This is a genomic window from Bartonella sp. CL63NXGY (assembly GCF_042194905.1).
In the GTDB taxonomy this organism is placed as follows: Bacteria; Pseudomonadota; Alphaproteobacteria; order Rhizobiales; family Rhizobiaceae; genus Bartonella.
The window spans coordinates 55,034-69,383 of the sequence record NZ_JBHINK010000002.1 but is presented as its reverse complement, the minus strand read 5'-3'; the positions used below and the strand labels follow the sequence as shown (position 1 = coordinate 69,383).

The following is a 14,350-nucleotide window of genomic DNA, read 5'->3' as shown; positions in this document are numbered from 1 at the left end:
AAAATATCTATCATATATATCAATTAAGCAAAGAAACTAAAAACAATGTTTCCCTACTCTTTATGTATTGTCTAAAATACTGCTTTATAAACTTTATAGACATTTCTTGCTTAAGAAGAAAATATGTTATTCTCCCATCTTAGGTAACAAAACTTTTGCATACAATCCACCCAAATCAGAACGTGATAAAAAGAGATTGCCACCATATTCACTGACCATATCTGAAACAATTGCTAACCCTAAGCCTGCCCCTAGTTTACTTTCATTAAACCGCCGCCCTCTTTTTAATGCTTCATCAATTTTGTCTTCTGTTAAACCAGGACCATCATCTTCTACAAAGATACTAAAATATTCTTTTTCTTCAACATTTTCTTCTAAACAACAAGAGATCAAAACCTTTGCTCGAGACCACTGAGTAGCATTTTCAATCAAATTCCCTACAATTTCTTCTAAATCTTCCTTCTCTCCAGAAAAAACAATATCATCAACATCCATAATAAATTGAATTTGTTTTTCAGGATTAAGCTTTTTCATAACCCGCACCAAACGTTCAAGCACACTGCGAACAGACGTATGATAGACAATACTATCGCATTGTGCTGCAATCCGTGCACGCTGAAGATAATGATTGATTTGAGCTTGCATTATTTGCGTTTGCTCTCTCAACAAACAAGCCTTTTCTCCGCGCATCTTATCTGTCTCATTCATAATCACAGATAGAGGCGTCTTCAATGAATGCGCGAGATTACCAACTTGTGTGCGAAATCGCTCAATAATACGCTGATTATTATTAATGAGAGCATTCATCTCTTGTACAAGCGGCATCACTTCGCTTACTAAATCCGTATTCACATAATGAACTCTTCCTTCGCGAATATCATTCAATGCGTGTCGAATAAGCTTCAACGGTTGAAAACTAAAGAAAATAATAGCAATATTAATAAGAACACTCCCGATACCGAAACTCCAAAGAAAAATTTGCAAAGTTCGCGTAAATTCCTTTACCTGGGCATGAGCTTCATCGATATTCCCAACAAGCCGAAAACGTGCAATATGATTTTTATTATCAAGAACAACATCACTCTCAATCACTTGTAACTTTTGACCATTGTTCCCCGTTATCCGATAAGAGCGAAAGAATTTATTGTCAAAAGGTATATCAACATCACTTGGTGTAAATATCTCGCCTGTTCCCAATGAGGGGGATGTCAATCTTCCTTTTAAATTATGGGATATCGCAACAACTTCCCAATACCATCCTGTTGTTGGATCAGAATAACGAATATCATCAATCCCAGCCCCTCCTATCAAAGTACCTTCCGATGACACCGTCACTGTTGCAATAAGACTGTAGAGTTGAGCAGAAAGGATACGCTCTAGGCTTTGTTCAGTTGAACGCTTATAAAATAAAATACTTACTGCAGAAATCGATAAAAGAGAAATAACAACCCATAATGTTGATAAGATCATAACACGTAAACTGAGAGATCGAGTAATTACAAAAAAGAACCTCCTACACCAATTATTCTCTTCAAAAACATTCATTAATCACCTAGCATTCTCACGCGATACCCCATTCCTCGAATAGTTTCAATCAAATCCACTCCAAGCTTTTTCCGTAACCGACCTACAAAGACTTCCACCGTATTCGAGTCCTTATCAAAATCCTGATCATAAAGATGTTCTGTAAGCTCTGTTCTTGAAATGACCCTGTCACAATGATGCATGAGATACGAAAGCAGTCTGAATTCATAAGATGTTAGTTTAATCAATTGACCATCTACAAAAACACGAGACGTCTTTGTATCCAACAAAACATTTCCGCAACATAATGCACTTGTCGCATGTCCCGTAGTGCGACGAATTAATGCTCGCAAACGTGCCATCACTTCCTCCAAATGAAATGGCTTCACAACATAATCGTCAGCTCCAGCATCAATACCGTGCACCTTATCAGACCAACGGTCTCGCGCCGTTAGCATTAAAACAGGCATGGAGAGCCCTTCTTGACGCCACTTTTCAACAACACTAATACCATCAATCTGCGGTAAACCTATATCAAGTATCACCGCGTCGTAAGACTCTGTGCTCCCTAAAAAATAAGCTTCTTCACCATCGAAAGCACTATCGGAAACATATCCTGCACGTCTTACAGCTTCTGCTAATTGATGGTGAAGATTCCGATCATCTTCAACGATTAAGATACGCATCACAACACCATCTGCCAAAAACTAATCAGCAGGAACAAAAAACTCAACACGACGTAACTTTTCACCATTACGGGCTGGTACAACAACTACAATTGCACACATGTCCTTTCCATCCTGAACAACCGGTTTTGAACGGACGAGAACCCCGCTCTCTTGCGCGGCAGCCTTCTTACCTACTTCAGCACACCCAGAAGCTAGAACAGAATCTGCTCCTAAAAAAGCTGCTATTATTACGAACAAGAATTTTTTTTTCATCATAAATATTTCAATAACCCATCTCTTCTCCTTGATAAAGGATAAAAGAAATAATGGTTTTTTTCAGTCGATTTAAAAATCACAAATGGAAATAATTTATCCTCTATCTTACAGAAGAACATATTAACATTACTCCAAATTTTTAAAAAATCAAAAAAATATTTTTAATAATGAGAATAAAATTTATTCAATAAAATAATAAAATATTAACACACTATCTTACGAAAAATGAATAATTCTAAAATCAACTCTTTCTCTGTTAGCACTATAGCAAAAAAATACTTCTACTCCATATAATTATTGTAGATTTGTTTGGTTGTATTTCTTTGCCATAGGCTCTCTTTAAATGTTTGATTTTTTTAAAAAAAAGAAAGGGCAACATCGTAAGCCATTTCACAGTCCTGCTCTCATTGAATTAGACGCACGATTAGACACAGCGCTTTATCACATTCGTTCTGCTAACAGTTTTTTCTGGAAAAAGGCAAAAATCGTCTCACAAAATTTTCATCTTCAAGGATGGAAACGTTTTATCGTTGAAGTTCTCGATGAAATACTGACATTAGGGTTGATGGGATTTACTCTTTTCACTATTTTGGGCATTTCTGTTTTTGAAGTGACCAAAACAGATTGGTCTTCTCCTAAAAACTTTTCCATTCTTTTTCTAGATCGCTATGGAAATTCCATTGGGCACCGTGGTGCACTGCCGGCGATCTCTGTCCCCGTTGAAGAAATGCCTGACACTGTTATTAAAGCGGTTCTCGCTACAGAAGACCGTCGTTTTTTTGATCATTGGGGCATTGATTTTCAAGGACTTACACGGGCAATTTCACAAAATATGCAAGCTAAAGGTGTGGTGCAAGGTGGTTCAACTCTCACACAACAATTGGCTAAAAATTTATTTTTAACAAACGAAAGAACCATAACACGTAAAATCAAAGAAGCTTATCTTGCTCTTTGGCTAGAAGCAAATTTTAGCAAAAAGCAGATTTTACAACTTTACCTTGACCGAGCCTATATGGGAGGAAACAATTTTGGTATTGCCGCAGCAGCAAAATTTTATTTTGGAAAAAACATACGTCATGTCTCTTTAAGTGAATCTGCTATGTTAGCAGGACTCTTTAAAGCTCCAACAAAATATGCTCCTCATAGTCATCTCTTTGCGGCTCAAACACGTGCCAATATCGTCCTTTCTAATCTTGTTAATAGTGGCTTTATGACGAAGAGCCAGATTATCAATGCACATCGCCACCCTGCTAGGGCACTTCCCCAAATAGAAAATAATCAGCCTGATTATTTTCTTGATTGGGCATTCGAGGAAGTCAAAAAAATGCGCAATCAACTTCCAAGCCATAGTTTAATTATTCAAACGACTCTTGATCCAAATATTCAAAAAGCAGCAGAAGAATCAATTGCATATCATTTACATCAGTATGGTCAACAATATCGCGTAACACAAGCTTCCACTGTTATACTCGATAATAACGGTGCCGTATGCGCAATTGTTGGAGGACAAGATTATAAAAAGAGCCAATTTAACAGAGCAACACAAGGCGGACGGCAAACTGGTTCTTCATTCAAACCTTATGTTTACGCAACCGCACTGGAACACGGACTTTCTCCCTCGACAATCGTTTTAGATGCTCCGATCAATTGGGGAGGTTGGACACCAAAAAATAATTCTGGCCGTTATTTGGGGAAAATTGATTTAGCAACAGCTTTAGCTTTTTCTATTAATACAGTCCCTGTGTATCTCACCTATCAATATCTTCACCGCGATACCCAACCTATCATAGATCTCATCAAGAATATGGGGATTAACGCGCATATTTTATCACACAAAACGATGGTTCTGGGCACTTCCAACATGACCCCCATGGATCAAGCAACTGGCTTTAATGTCTTTGCGAATGGCGGGATAGCTGGTAATCGTCATGGGTTCACGCAAATCAGAACAATCGATGGACATGTGGTATGGGATTTCGAGCATAACGGAAATAAGTTACACCGAGTTCTCAGCAGACAATCAGCTGCTTATATGAACCAAATGATGGTGGGTGTCACAACACGAGGGTCTGGTAAGCGTGCTGCTCTGCCCATGACTCTCGTCGCTGGGAAAACTGGAACATCACAATCCTATCGTGATGCTTGGTTTGTTGGCTTTACTGGCAATTATACTGGAGCGGTATGGATGGGAAATGATAACTTTTCACCGATGAATCGTGCTTTTGGGGGTGGAGTCCCTGCCATGATATGGCAACGCATCATGCTTGCTGCACACCAAAATATTATGCTCAAACAACTCTATGGTGTTAAAGATTCTCTTCTTCCTTATCATCCCCCAATACTTTCCTCCCATGCAGATTCTGAATTTTTTTCCCCAATACCCTCTACGCTTTCTCCTGAAACATTGAATATTGTGCGATTGATTAACAAAGATCTGAAAAAACCATCTGCAATTTCTTTGAAGGTGAAAACAACTGGAGATTCAACATTTTGAATTCAAGATATTCACTGATGTTTTTTAATATCACCATTTTCTTTTTTATCTTCGCTTTTTCCATTTTATGTGGAAAACTGAGTGTCGATTATGTGCTCAATTCCTTTCCTCATTTTGAACGCTTTAGAATTGGAAAATGGAGTGCTTATCCAAAAATGGGAACCGCCAATATGGATCCTTATACCCGCGCCCGCACGACCAAACGAGGCATTGTTTCACTCGGACGCACTGAAGGTCTTCAATTCCAGATTTGGCAAGACAACCAAGGGCGTCCACTCCACCCCCACTGTCATTATTTACTCAAAGGCACCATCCCTGAAACTCGTCTTTTCACCCTTTATACAGCTGACAAATCCCTAAAACCCTATACTTCATCCAAAGAAATACCTTTTGAACTCCACACGAACGCTATTATTTATGAGCATGATGGCTCATTGCGCATCAATATTTCACCTACACCACAAGCTGGCAATTGGCTTGCAACAGTTAGTCAAAAAGAATTCGGGCTTATTCTTACCTTATACGATACCTCAATCATCTCTGCAACGGCATTACAAAAGCTTACAATGCCATCAATAGAACAAATTCCATCAGGACAAATAAATTGTGACTAGATTTATTCATACCGCACTTCTTGCAATCATTGGCGCTATTATCGTTCATATTTGCGTTCTCTTTCTGATCCCCTATTGGACACAAAATAATATATGGACAGCACTTAAAAAATCCGGAGCCCCTTATCAATTTGTTGCTTTTACTCCCGATAATCCTATTCAACAATCTGCTGATCCCCTCTTTCTTCTTAAAGTCTGCAGATTTAATCTTGAAAATGGACCTGTTCATTTAAAAGCTTTGAAAACACGACAATTTTGGTCACTAGCAGCCTACACACACAAAGGAATTATTTTCTATAGCCTTAATGACCGAACAGCCCCTGATAATACACTCGATCTTATTATTGGAAAACCAATACAAATCATAGAACTCAAAAAATCAAAACCTAAAAAAAATGCCAATTCAGTTTTGGTTGCTAAAAATTTGAATGAAGGTTTTGTCATTTTACGTATTTTTGCCCCTTCTTCACTTGCAAAAAAAGAAAGTGAAACTTTTCTTTCATCTGCGACCTGCCGCATATTTTATGAATAAAAACGGAGTAACCTCTCATTTGTACAATACCTTACTTTCTATACAAAATACATGAAGCCTATCAAAATGGTTATCTTTTTTCTCTATTAATTGAATCTTCGAATTCAGATTTATCTGATTATAAATCCCTCAATTTTTTATTGAGATAGAATGAAATCTCTATTGCACATCATCATATCCTATTTGATTACGCATTATCTGACAGAAAAAACTCCCAGCAATCAGAAGAGAAAATCAAGAGTAAAGTTCTAGAAAAATATGCTGCTAACAACCGTAAAACTTGTTATTTGAGTTTATTTCTTTTTATTTACAAACATTCCCATAAAATTCGCATCAATGACATGATAAACTATAGAAGAAATACTGATTACCTTCAATGAAGTGCAAAAATAATCGCTGGAGACTTATAAGACATTATGCATCCTTGACCTCAAAAATAAGTGCTTTATTTTTGTTTTATGAGCATAAGCTTTTTGTAAGATATGCACTCTGAAAAAACTTGGCTTATAGTTTACAATTGAGGGGAAAAACTTCATGAAGAAGAGATATGTTCGGTTCATTTCAAGAGCAGCAGTATGGTCCCCTCGATTTGGTGGATTGTCGTTCTTTGTTTTATTATTTTCATTCATTTTACAACGTTTTTCCGTCATTAACGTAACCGACTTCATAATTTTGATCGGAATCTCTACCGGCTGTGTGATTATTTCTCTTTTTCTTGCTTTAAAAGCACTTTACAGCTTATGGGTCTATGGAGCCCTAGGGGGAATGAAAGCTTTAAAAGGGATCATTTATTCGGTAATAACGGCTACACCACTGATGTTATTTTTTGGACTTTGGTTTACCTTACCGGCTCTTTACGATATTTCTACCGATACACAAAGCCCGCCGGCTTTTTTTCGCACAATACGTCCCAGCGATGCTTTACCGCTCAAAAGTGTTTTGACTGAACAAGAAACATTACAGATGTCACAATGGCCAGAAATATCGGGGCGCCGTTATGATGGTTCACCTGATCGTATTCGCGAATCTGTTCTCAATGTTTTAGCAGCCTATGATTGGCCTGTTGTGGCTCAACGAGAGTTTAAAGGTGAAGAAAATGCGCTTTATATTGAAACGAGAGCTAAAACTTTTTACCTTGGGTTTATTTCGGATATCGTGATACGCTTAACTGATGAAGGGGATACAACTTTTGTTGATATGCGTTCTGCTTCTCGTTATTTGCCAAGAGATTTGGGGACAAATGCTGCTTTTATTATCGATTTTATGGATGCCCTTGATACGGAAATCGCTTCCCTTCCTCTTTCACAAGAAGATGAATAACGATCAAGAGCGAGAGAGAAGACACTTTATTTCACAAAAATTGCTTATTTTTCAATAAACATGATACATAAGCAAACAATCACTTTTCAAAAGCTATAAACTAAAAATTCTTATACAAAAGATAATATTCTCAAACCTAACCATTCTTGAAATAATGAAAAAGATTAAAAAAATAGGAAATAAAAAACAGAAATATTGATAATAATATTAAAGTCTCTGTCTAACTGTAATCAGTAAATATTTTTTAAATTTTAATATTAAATAAATTATTATAAAACTCATATCAAAAACATTATTATATAAAGATAATAAATAATTATTTTTCATATAAATAACGTATACAAATAAAAACTGTTATAGAAAGTAATATAACAAATATAATGAACAAAAATGTGCTTAAAAACATTTTTTTCACAATTTCTTTGTTACTATAACCTTTAAATTTATACTGTAAAAACATATAGAAGATAATTATTTTGCAATAATACGAATAATATCACTCATAAAAAATCCAAATTAAAAATATATAAAAACAATAAACATTAATATATATTATATCATATAAAACTTAATAATTTAAAATAATATAAAAAACGAATTTATTCTTAATTAATGATTTAATTTTAATATTTTTTTCATTACATACCTTAGATACATAATACAATTTAAATAAATATAATTAAACAAAAAATGCAAAAAACAATTAATAAAGTATATTAAAAATATATATAACAAATAAAATTTCCAAATTAATCTATAATTATAAATTAATAATGAATAATCATTGTTCATAGAAATAACGTATATAAATAAAAAATATTATAGAAAATAATATAAAGAAAAAAAATATTCTTAACAAAATTTTTTTCCAAATTTCTTTTTTACTATAACCTTTAGATTTATAATATGAAAACAATGTATAGAAAAATATAACTAAAGCACCTATAGAAAATAATAATTCTACAATAATACTAATAAGCTCATTCATAAAAAAAATCCAAATTAAATATATAATTTTGTAGAATTATGCACCTAAACCTTCCTGTCAAGTTTGTAGACACATAATTATGCCTACAAGCTTGTTCATTTTAGAAATATCTGCTGATTTTTATATTAGCGATAACATTCATAGCCTATATATCCCAAACCTGTACCAAATCCTACTGCAGAGCCAACTCCTCCTCCTAATGATAGACCTCTTCCGCAGCGCCTATTGGTCCTCCAACTGACACCCCATAACTCCACCAATTACCACTCCCATATTATGTCCCCTATGTCCCATTGAAAATCCTGCTGAGAAATAATCTCCAACAGTACACCCAAGTCGTGATCCACTGCTTGAAAAATTCATTGAAGTAAAATTAGACCAACCATTAGAAAAACTAGAACCAAATGAACGAAACATATAAAACCTCTTTAATTATTGTTAAAAATAACTGTATCACAAAGATACAGTGGAAAATTCATTATTGTTCACTTTATAAGAAGTAAAACATAATTTGTAAAAATAATAATAAAAATACTGTATAAATAATAAATACATTATGTTTATATTATATTAATACAAGATATATATTTTGTATTAATATAATACTATTTACAATACTGTTTAAATATGCGACATAAATCGCTCTTTCTCTTAAATAAAATCATAAATTCAAATGAGACATTCACAAGAAAAACTAGTATCCTTTTCTCTTGGTTTACAATAACAACAAAGAAATATATTTATTATGTCATCGAACTCAGTTGCGTTGCTGTTGTTTTGCGTTTGCTGGGCTTGGTGAATCCTTTTATTTTTCAAGCGATTATCGACCGTATTCCCCCTTTTCAGCGTATTGAAAGTCTCTATGCTATCGTTGTCTTGATGGTTGCTATCATGCTGTTTAGCACGGCTCTTAGCACTCTTTCAGGTTACTTAGGTGCCTATTTAGCCAATCGGCTTACGCTAGAATTTGGACGGCGCATTTACACCCATGTGTTAAGCCTTTCCTTGCCCACTTTACGCACTTGGCAAATGGGGAAACTGTTCACGCGAATCTGAGATGTTGATACAATTCGCGGGTTTCTAACAGGAACCATCGCCACAACCGTACTGAATGTTCTGTTTGCCATTATTTATATTGCTGCACTCTTTTCCATTAGTCCAAAACTGACCTTTATTGTCCTTATCATTTTACCTTTACAAATGGGTTCTTTAGCGTTTGTCGGTCCCTTCTTGCTCCGCCAATTACGCCGTGCTTTCACTCTGCAAGCCGCCCATCAATCGCGCCTTATTGAAAGTTTTATCAATCTTGAAGCCATTAAAGCGCATGTAAAGGAGCCAGCCCATACAATACGCATGCAAGAGACTTTAGCCCGTAGTTTAGATCAAAGCCTTACAACTAGTAAATTGCATCTTCTCAATGGAGCCATGAGTCATATTTTTGGTGATCTTTTCACTATTTTTATTATCTTTTTTGGTGCTCAGGCAGTTCTTCAAAACCAGATTACACTAGGACAACTTATTGCCTTTCATCTCCTCGCTGGAAATGTTTCTGGTCCTATCTTAAACCTTGCATCCCTATGGGAAGAATGACAGCATTTGAAAATCTCTCGTCTTCGTTTGGGCGATATTCTTAACTCCCCTTCAGAATGGGAAGAAGAAAAGCCGCCTCTTCAACTCAGTGCTCCTCCTCATCTTGAAGCCAACGATCTCTGTTTTTCTTATGGAGATAAATCCATTATCAATCATCTTGATGTCTGTTTACAACCTGGGCAACCAATTATGTTACTTGGTCCTTCAGGGTGCGGAAAAACAACCTTGGCGAAGCTCCTTTGTGGACTCTACCCCCCAACAAGCGGAAAGATATTGATTAACGCCCAACCTTTACAGAATTTTGATGTCCGTAGCGTGCGTGAAACAATCGCGTATTTTCCTCAAAATCCTTGCCTTTTTTCCGGAACCATTCTTGAGAATATGCTTCTTGCTAAACCAGATGCCACTAAAGATGAAATCGACGCTGCACTATATGTTAGTGCTTGCCATGATTTGATTGCTCAGTTGCCTTTAGGACTCAATACTCAAGTAGGAGAGCAAGGTGGTTTTTTATCAGGTGGTCAGCGCCAACGCTTGGCTTTGGCTTGTTTCTTTCTGATAAACCCAAGCCTTCTTATTTTGGATGAACCTACTTCCGCATTGGATGACACTGTCAGTGCACAAATTGTTGAGCATTTATATAAACTTTCGCAAGAACGTATTGTTCTTGTTATTACCCACAAAAGCGACCTCTTTCCTCAGCATGCAACCGTCTTAAACTGTACTGATTTGGAGGCAACAAATGGCAGATAAAGCTCCCTATTTGCGCCCTTTGTCACCAACGCTTCATATGGTGGTTGCTGTTTTGGTCACCTTATTTCTCTTTATTGTAATCGGCAGCTTTATCGCAAAAACAGAGATTGTTGCACGGGGGCAAGGAAGTGTTATTCCCACCACCTATGTTCAGCTGGTCCAAGCGCAAAATACAGGACGCATTGAGAAAATTCTTGTAAAAGAAGGGCAATTTGTTCATCAAGGGGATCTCCTTATTCAATTAGATCCCCGTGAAGCCCTCAATGAGTGCGCACGTGTTCAAGCAGATATCGCGCAACAAACCCTTCAAGCACAAATTGCAACAGCTATTTTAACAGCTTTGCATGAAAGTGATCCTTTGGATAAAGATTTTGTAACCAAAGGGCTTGCCTATCTGCCAGTTCCTCCTTCTGGCAATCAGACTGCAAGAATAGAAGGGGAAAAACTCATTAGCGTTACCCTTCAATCTCTCCAAGATAAATTAAGAGCGCTAAAAGCACAGGCGGACCGCGTCGAGCGCAGCGGTGCAACACAACATGCGCAATTAGATAGGTTGGAAGATGATCGTCAATTAAGCCAAGGAAAATTAAAAGCTGCAAAAAGCCTGATGGAAACAAAAGTCATTAGCCAAGCCGTTTATTTAGAGCGTTTACATGACTTTAAAAATGTCGAGCATGAAATTTTAACCAATCAAAGGCGTTTGGAAGAAAATGCCGCCGAAATAAACACCCTACGCCAACAACGGAAAAGTCTCATTTCCGATGAAATCGCCCGCTATCGGCAACTTTCGCGTGAAACAGAACTGAATCTTCAAGGATTAAAAGCAAAGCTTGATAGCACTCAATACCATCTTGACCACTTATCACTCTATGCACCTGTTGATGGACGTATCGATGATTTAAGTATCCATACTTTGGGCGGCTTTGTAGAGGCTGGTAAAACTCTCATGCGCATTGTCCCTGGTGCGGGTGGTCTCATTATTGAAGCATTTTTTGATAATCGAGATATTGGTTTTTTAGAAAAGGGCCAACGTGCTTACATCAAGTTTTCTGCCTTTCCTCCTGAACGTTTCGGTGTTATCCACGGTACAGTCGTTAATGTAGGCGCTACAGCGCGCTATAATAAAGAAATTAATGGTGTCTACGCTGTTTTAATCAAAATTGACCAAGATCACATCACTTTGAATAACAAACAACTTAAATTTATCCCTGGCATGACTGTAACAACGGATGTCATTACCTCAAAACGACGTCTCATTTCTTATTTCTTTGAACCTATCACCAAAATTTTAGAACAATCTCTAAAGGAAAGATGATGTCTGTAAATGAAAATCCATCACCATCACTCATAGATCCTCTTACAGCGTTAGGAGCTATGGTTGTTTTAATGCTTACATCTCCCTTATACCGCCGCTGGCGAATCTGGGATATTGAACGCAACATAGGCCCCGCCTTACAGACTGGGCAATATAAACTCTATAAAAATGAACGTGGAGAATTTTGTGCCTTTATCACTTGGGCTTTTTTAGATGAGAAAAATCATCAATCTATGTTTGAAAAGGGAGAGCTTTTACCCGATGTCAATTGGCAGAATGGAAAATACGTATGGTTTATTGATTGTGTAGCACCCTATGGACATGCTTCTGGTATGGTACGTGACATGCAGCGACATGTGTTTCCACCAGCATTATTGCTACGCTGTTCGACGTAATGAAGATGGTGGGATACGGAAAAATTGCACGCTGGTGTTGCTATAGAGCGCAAAATCCAGCCAAATAGTTTTTCTAAAGCAAGTGCGCATAAATCATTTACCCCTCGTCTTATAGAAAAGAATCTTTTAAAAGAGTTCTTTGAGCGATAGCTATAGCAAGAGAACCTTAACATATTTAGAGCTAACCCACTATAAATAAGTGTTTCTCAACTTACCAGACTTGCTATGAATAGCAACACAGAGGTTAAGGGGGCTAATCCACTCTCAAGCTGAACTTTGATTAACTAATTTCACTAGAATTGGCTGGGGTACCTGGATTCGAACCAGGGAATGCCGGTACCAAAAACCGGTGCCTTACCGCTTGGCTATACCCCAAAAAAACACGCTTTATAGCGAATCCTGCACCTTATAGCGATTCCTGTGATTGGACGCAATATCTGAAAATCAAAGACCTTACTTTTTTATCATAAAATTTCTGAGTCTTGTATGGCATTGCATCAATACAAATTCGTAGCAGAAACTGATATACAGTTGTGCTTTTAACACAAGTAGAAACTATTTATCCACCAATTATTTTACTCTTTGTATTGATTTTTTAGGAACAGAAAATGAAAATCTTGCAGTTTACTCATTCTAATAAATTTGCATATGATTTACTTTTCTTGATATCTAAAATCTCATCTTGCTCAATTAAGATAAAAGCTGTCACCACATTGGCAACCGGTAAGTGTATGATAGTGCTGCTGTGCTCTTGCATTAAGCATAAAGATGGTAATGTCCACTAATTTTTACATTATATTATTCATGGGTAGCACCATAAAATAAAATCAAGCACATTGAAAAATATTTCCTAAAAAATAACACTTAATATTCTGTTGAAAACATTATGATACACCCATAAACTGGAAGAGTTTTGCAAAAATTAAAAACATTTTATATGGTATTTGAAAAAATAGAGATACAAAAACAAGGAATAATAGCTATTTCCATTTACTTTTTATTCAAAAGATAATGATATTTATTACCCACTCATAGATGTAAAAAATCTTCAGAAGCAATCTTTATGTAGACCAATACCCTTTTTGATTGATGAATATACATTTCCTAAAAGCTTCTTTTACAAAAAGAGAGACATTAAAACTATTTCATACAAACTAGGTATTCAACATTTGCTTTTAAATGCGGTAAATGGCAAATTAGGCTTATGAAATAAGCTTAACAATTAGAATCGAGGAGATTTTTAAATGGCTTTTGAATTGCCCCCATTGCCTTATGATTACGATGCCCTTTCGCCTTATATGTCACGCGAAACGCTTGAATATCATCATGATAAGCATCACCTCGCTTATCTTACCAACACCAATAATTTTGTGAAAGAGTTAGGCTTAGAAAATGAAAGCCTTGAAGATATTGTTAAAAAAAGTTTTGGAAAAAATATTGGTTTGTTTAATAATGCAGCGCAGTATTACAATCATAACCACTTTTGGCTTTGGATGAAAAAAAATGGTGGTGGCCAAAAACTTCCTGAAAAGTTAGCAAAAGCTATTGACGCTGATCTAGGTGGTTACGACAAATTCCGCGCTGATTTTATTGCTGCTGCTAGTGCCCAATTTGGTTCTGGATGGGCGTGGGTTGCTGTTAAAAATGGCAAGCTTGAAATTATGAAAACGCCTAATGGTGAAAATCCCTTAGTGCACAATGCTCGACCTATTTTGGGTGTCGATGTGTGGGAACATTCCTATTACATTGATTATCGCAATACTCGACCGAAGTACCTCGAAGCCTTTGTAGACCATTTAATTAATTGGGACTATGTTTTGAAACTTTATGAAGAATGTGAATTTTAAACTGTCTCAATAATTTTTTAGTGTATGAAAGTCC

Annotated in this window: 12 protein-coding genes, 1 tRNA gene and 1 pseudogene; 9 read left to right on the top strand and 5 right to left on the bottom strand. The window is 36.3% G+C overall.

Features of this window, described 5'->3' with window-relative positions:
* Positions 1-126: 126 nt before the first annotated feature.
* Genes ACFIK0_RS01440 through ACFIK0_RS01430 form a run of 3 tightly spaced genes read right to left on the bottom strand, consistent with a single transcriptional unit; the run spans position 127 to position 2,468 of the window.
* Positions 127-1,545, bottom strand: coding sequence for an ATP-binding protein (locus ACFIK0_RS01440; protein ID WP_273791546.1), 1,419 nt, complete (start codon positions 1,543-1,545; stop codon positions 127-129).
* Positions 1,545-2,210 (bottom strand): response regulator transcription factor, encoded by a 666-nt coding sequence (locus ACFIK0_RS01435; RefSeq protein ID WP_375630861.1) that lies wholly within the window; start codon positions 2,208-2,210, stop codon positions 1,545-1,547. The genes ACFIK0_RS01440 and ACFIK0_RS01435 overlap by 1 nt, the downstream gene beginning before the upstream one ends.
* 21 nt (positions 2,211-2,231) lie before the next feature.
* Complete coding sequence (locus tag ACFIK0_RS01430) at positions 2,232-2,468, bottom strand: hypothetical protein (protein WP_273723886.1); 237 nt, start codon at positions 2,466-2,468, stop codon at positions 2,232-2,234.
* Positions 2,469-2,811: 343 nt separating this feature from the next.
* Between ACFIK0_RS01430 and ACFIK0_RS01425 the strand changes: the two genes are divergently transcribed.
* The 4 genes from ACFIK0_RS01425 (at position 2,812) to ACFIK0_RS01410 (ending at position 7,428) form a co-directional block, all read left to right on the top strand.
* The gene (locus ACFIK0_RS01425) at positions 2,812-4,962 is read left to right on the top strand and encodes a transglycosylase domain-containing protein (protein WP_375630862.1); all 2,151 of its coding nucleotides are present in this window, start codon (positions 2,812-2,814) and stop codon (positions 4,960-4,962) included.
* Positions 4,963-4,979: 17 nt separating this feature from the next.
* Positions 4,980-5,576, top strand: a complete 597-nt coding sequence (locus tag ACFIK0_RS01420; protein ID WP_273791544.1) for a DUF1214 domain-containing protein — start codon at positions 4,980-4,982, stop codon at positions 5,574-5,576.
* On the top strand, positions 5,569-6,108 hold the full coding sequence (locus ACFIK0_RS01415) for a hypothetical protein (RefSeq protein WP_375663378.1): 540 nt from the start codon (positions 5,569-5,571) through the stop codon (positions 6,106-6,108). Before ACFIK0_RS01420 ends, ACFIK0_RS01415 begins: the two co-directional genes overlap by 8 nt.
* Positions 6,109-6,642: 534 nt before the next feature.
* On the top strand, positions 6,643-7,428 hold the full coding sequence (locus tag ACFIK0_RS01410; protein WP_375663377.1) for a DUF1499 domain-containing protein: 786 nt from the start codon (positions 6,643-6,645) through the stop codon (positions 7,426-7,428).
* A gap of 1,210 nt (positions 7,429-8,638) precedes the next feature.
* Here the strand turns inward: ACFIK0_RS01410 and ACFIK0_RS01405 are convergent.
* Positions 8,639-8,833 carry a hypothetical protein gene (locus tag ACFIK0_RS01405; protein WP_273791622.1) on the bottom strand — a complete coding sequence of 65 codons (195 nt, stop codon included), beginning with the start codon at positions 8,831-8,833 and terminating at the stop codon, positions 8,639-8,641.
* Positions 8,834-9,043: 210 nt separating this feature from the next.
* On the opposite strand from ACFIK0_RS01405, the pseudogene ACFIK0_RS01400 reads away from it, so the two are divergent.
* From ACFIK0_RS01400 to ACFIK0_RS01385, 4 genes and pseudogenes are all read left to right on the top strand, one after another.
* Positions 9,044-10,006 (top strand): annotated as a pseudogene (locus ACFIK0_RS01400) (ABC transporter transmembrane domain-containing protein).
* Between the two features lie 6 nt (positions 10,007-10,012).
* Complete coding sequence (locus ACFIK0_RS01395; RefSeq protein WP_375663376.1) at positions 10,013-10,759, top strand: ATP-binding cassette domain-containing protein; 747 nt, start codon at positions 10,013-10,015, stop codon at positions 10,757-10,759.
* On the top strand, positions 10,749-12,074 hold the full coding sequence (locus ACFIK0_RS01390) for an HlyD family type I secretion periplasmic adaptor subunit (protein ID WP_375663375.1): 1,326 nt from the start codon (positions 10,749-10,751) through the stop codon (positions 12,072-12,074). Before ACFIK0_RS01395 ends, ACFIK0_RS01390 begins: the two co-directional genes overlap by 11 nt.
* Entirely contained in the window at positions 12,071-12,469 is a 399-nt protein-coding gene (locus tag ACFIK0_RS01385) for a toxin-activating lysine-acyltransferase (RefSeq protein ID WP_375663374.1), read from the top strand. Before ACFIK0_RS01390 ends, ACFIK0_RS01385 begins: the two co-directional genes overlap by 4 nt.
* 300 nt (positions 12,470-12,769) lie before the next feature.
* On the opposite strand, the gene ACFIK0_RS01380 is transcribed toward ACFIK0_RS01385, so the two are convergent.
* A tRNA-Gln gene (locus ACFIK0_RS01380) sits at positions 12,770-12,844 on the bottom strand.
* A gap of 869 nt (positions 12,845-13,713) precedes the next feature.
* Here ACFIK0_RS01380 and ACFIK0_RS01375 point away from each other — a divergent pair.
* Entirely contained in the window at positions 13,714-14,316 is a 603-nt protein-coding gene (locus ACFIK0_RS01375; RefSeq protein ID WP_273791618.1) for a superoxide dismutase, read from the top strand.
* Positions 14,317-14,350 lie beyond the last annotated feature (34 nt).

What these genes read in the sequence shown, in the direction of transcription:
- ACFIK0_RS01440 (WP_273791546.1), bottom strand. Translation starts at nt 1,545, where the DNA reads ATGAATGTTTTTGAAGAGAATAATTGGTGTAGGAGGTTCTTTTTTGTA.
- ACFIK0_RS01435 (WP_375630861.1), bottom strand. Translation starts at nt 2,210, where the DNA reads ATGCGTATCTTAATCGTTGAAGATGATCGGAATCTTCACCATCAATTA.
- ACFIK0_RS01430 (WP_273723886.1), bottom strand. Translation starts at nt 2,468, where the DNA reads ATGATGAAAAAAAAATTCTTGTTCGTAATAATAGCAGCTTTTTTAGGA.
- ACFIK0_RS01425 (WP_375630862.1), top strand. Translation starts at nt 2,812, where the DNA reads ATGTTTGATTTTTTTAAAAAAAAGAAAGGGCAACATCGTAAGCCATTT.
- ACFIK0_RS01420 (WP_273791544.1), top strand. Translation starts at nt 4,980, where the DNA reads ATGTTTTTTAATATCACCATTTTCTTTTTTATCTTCGCTTTTTCCATT.
- ACFIK0_RS01410 (WP_375663377.1), top strand. Translation starts at nt 6,643, where the DNA reads ATGAAGAAGAGATATGTTCGGTTCATTTCAAGAGCAGCAGTATGGTCC.
- ACFIK0_RS01405 (WP_273791622.1), bottom strand. Translation starts at nt 8,833, where the DNA reads ATGTTTCGTTCATTTGGTTCTAGTTTTTCTAATGGTTGGTCTAATTTT.
- ACFIK0_RS01390 (WP_375663375.1), top strand. Translation starts at nt 10,749, where the DNA reads ATGGCAGATAAAGCTCCCTATTTGCGCCCTTTGTCACCAACGCTTCAT.
- ACFIK0_RS01385 (WP_375663374.1), top strand. Translation starts at nt 12,071, where the DNA reads ATGATGTCTGTAAATGAAAATCCATCACCATCACTCATAGATCCTCTT.
- ACFIK0_RS01375 (WP_273791618.1), top strand. Translation starts at nt 13,714, where the DNA reads ATGGCTTTTGAATTGCCCCCATTGCCTTATGATTACGATGCCCTTTCG.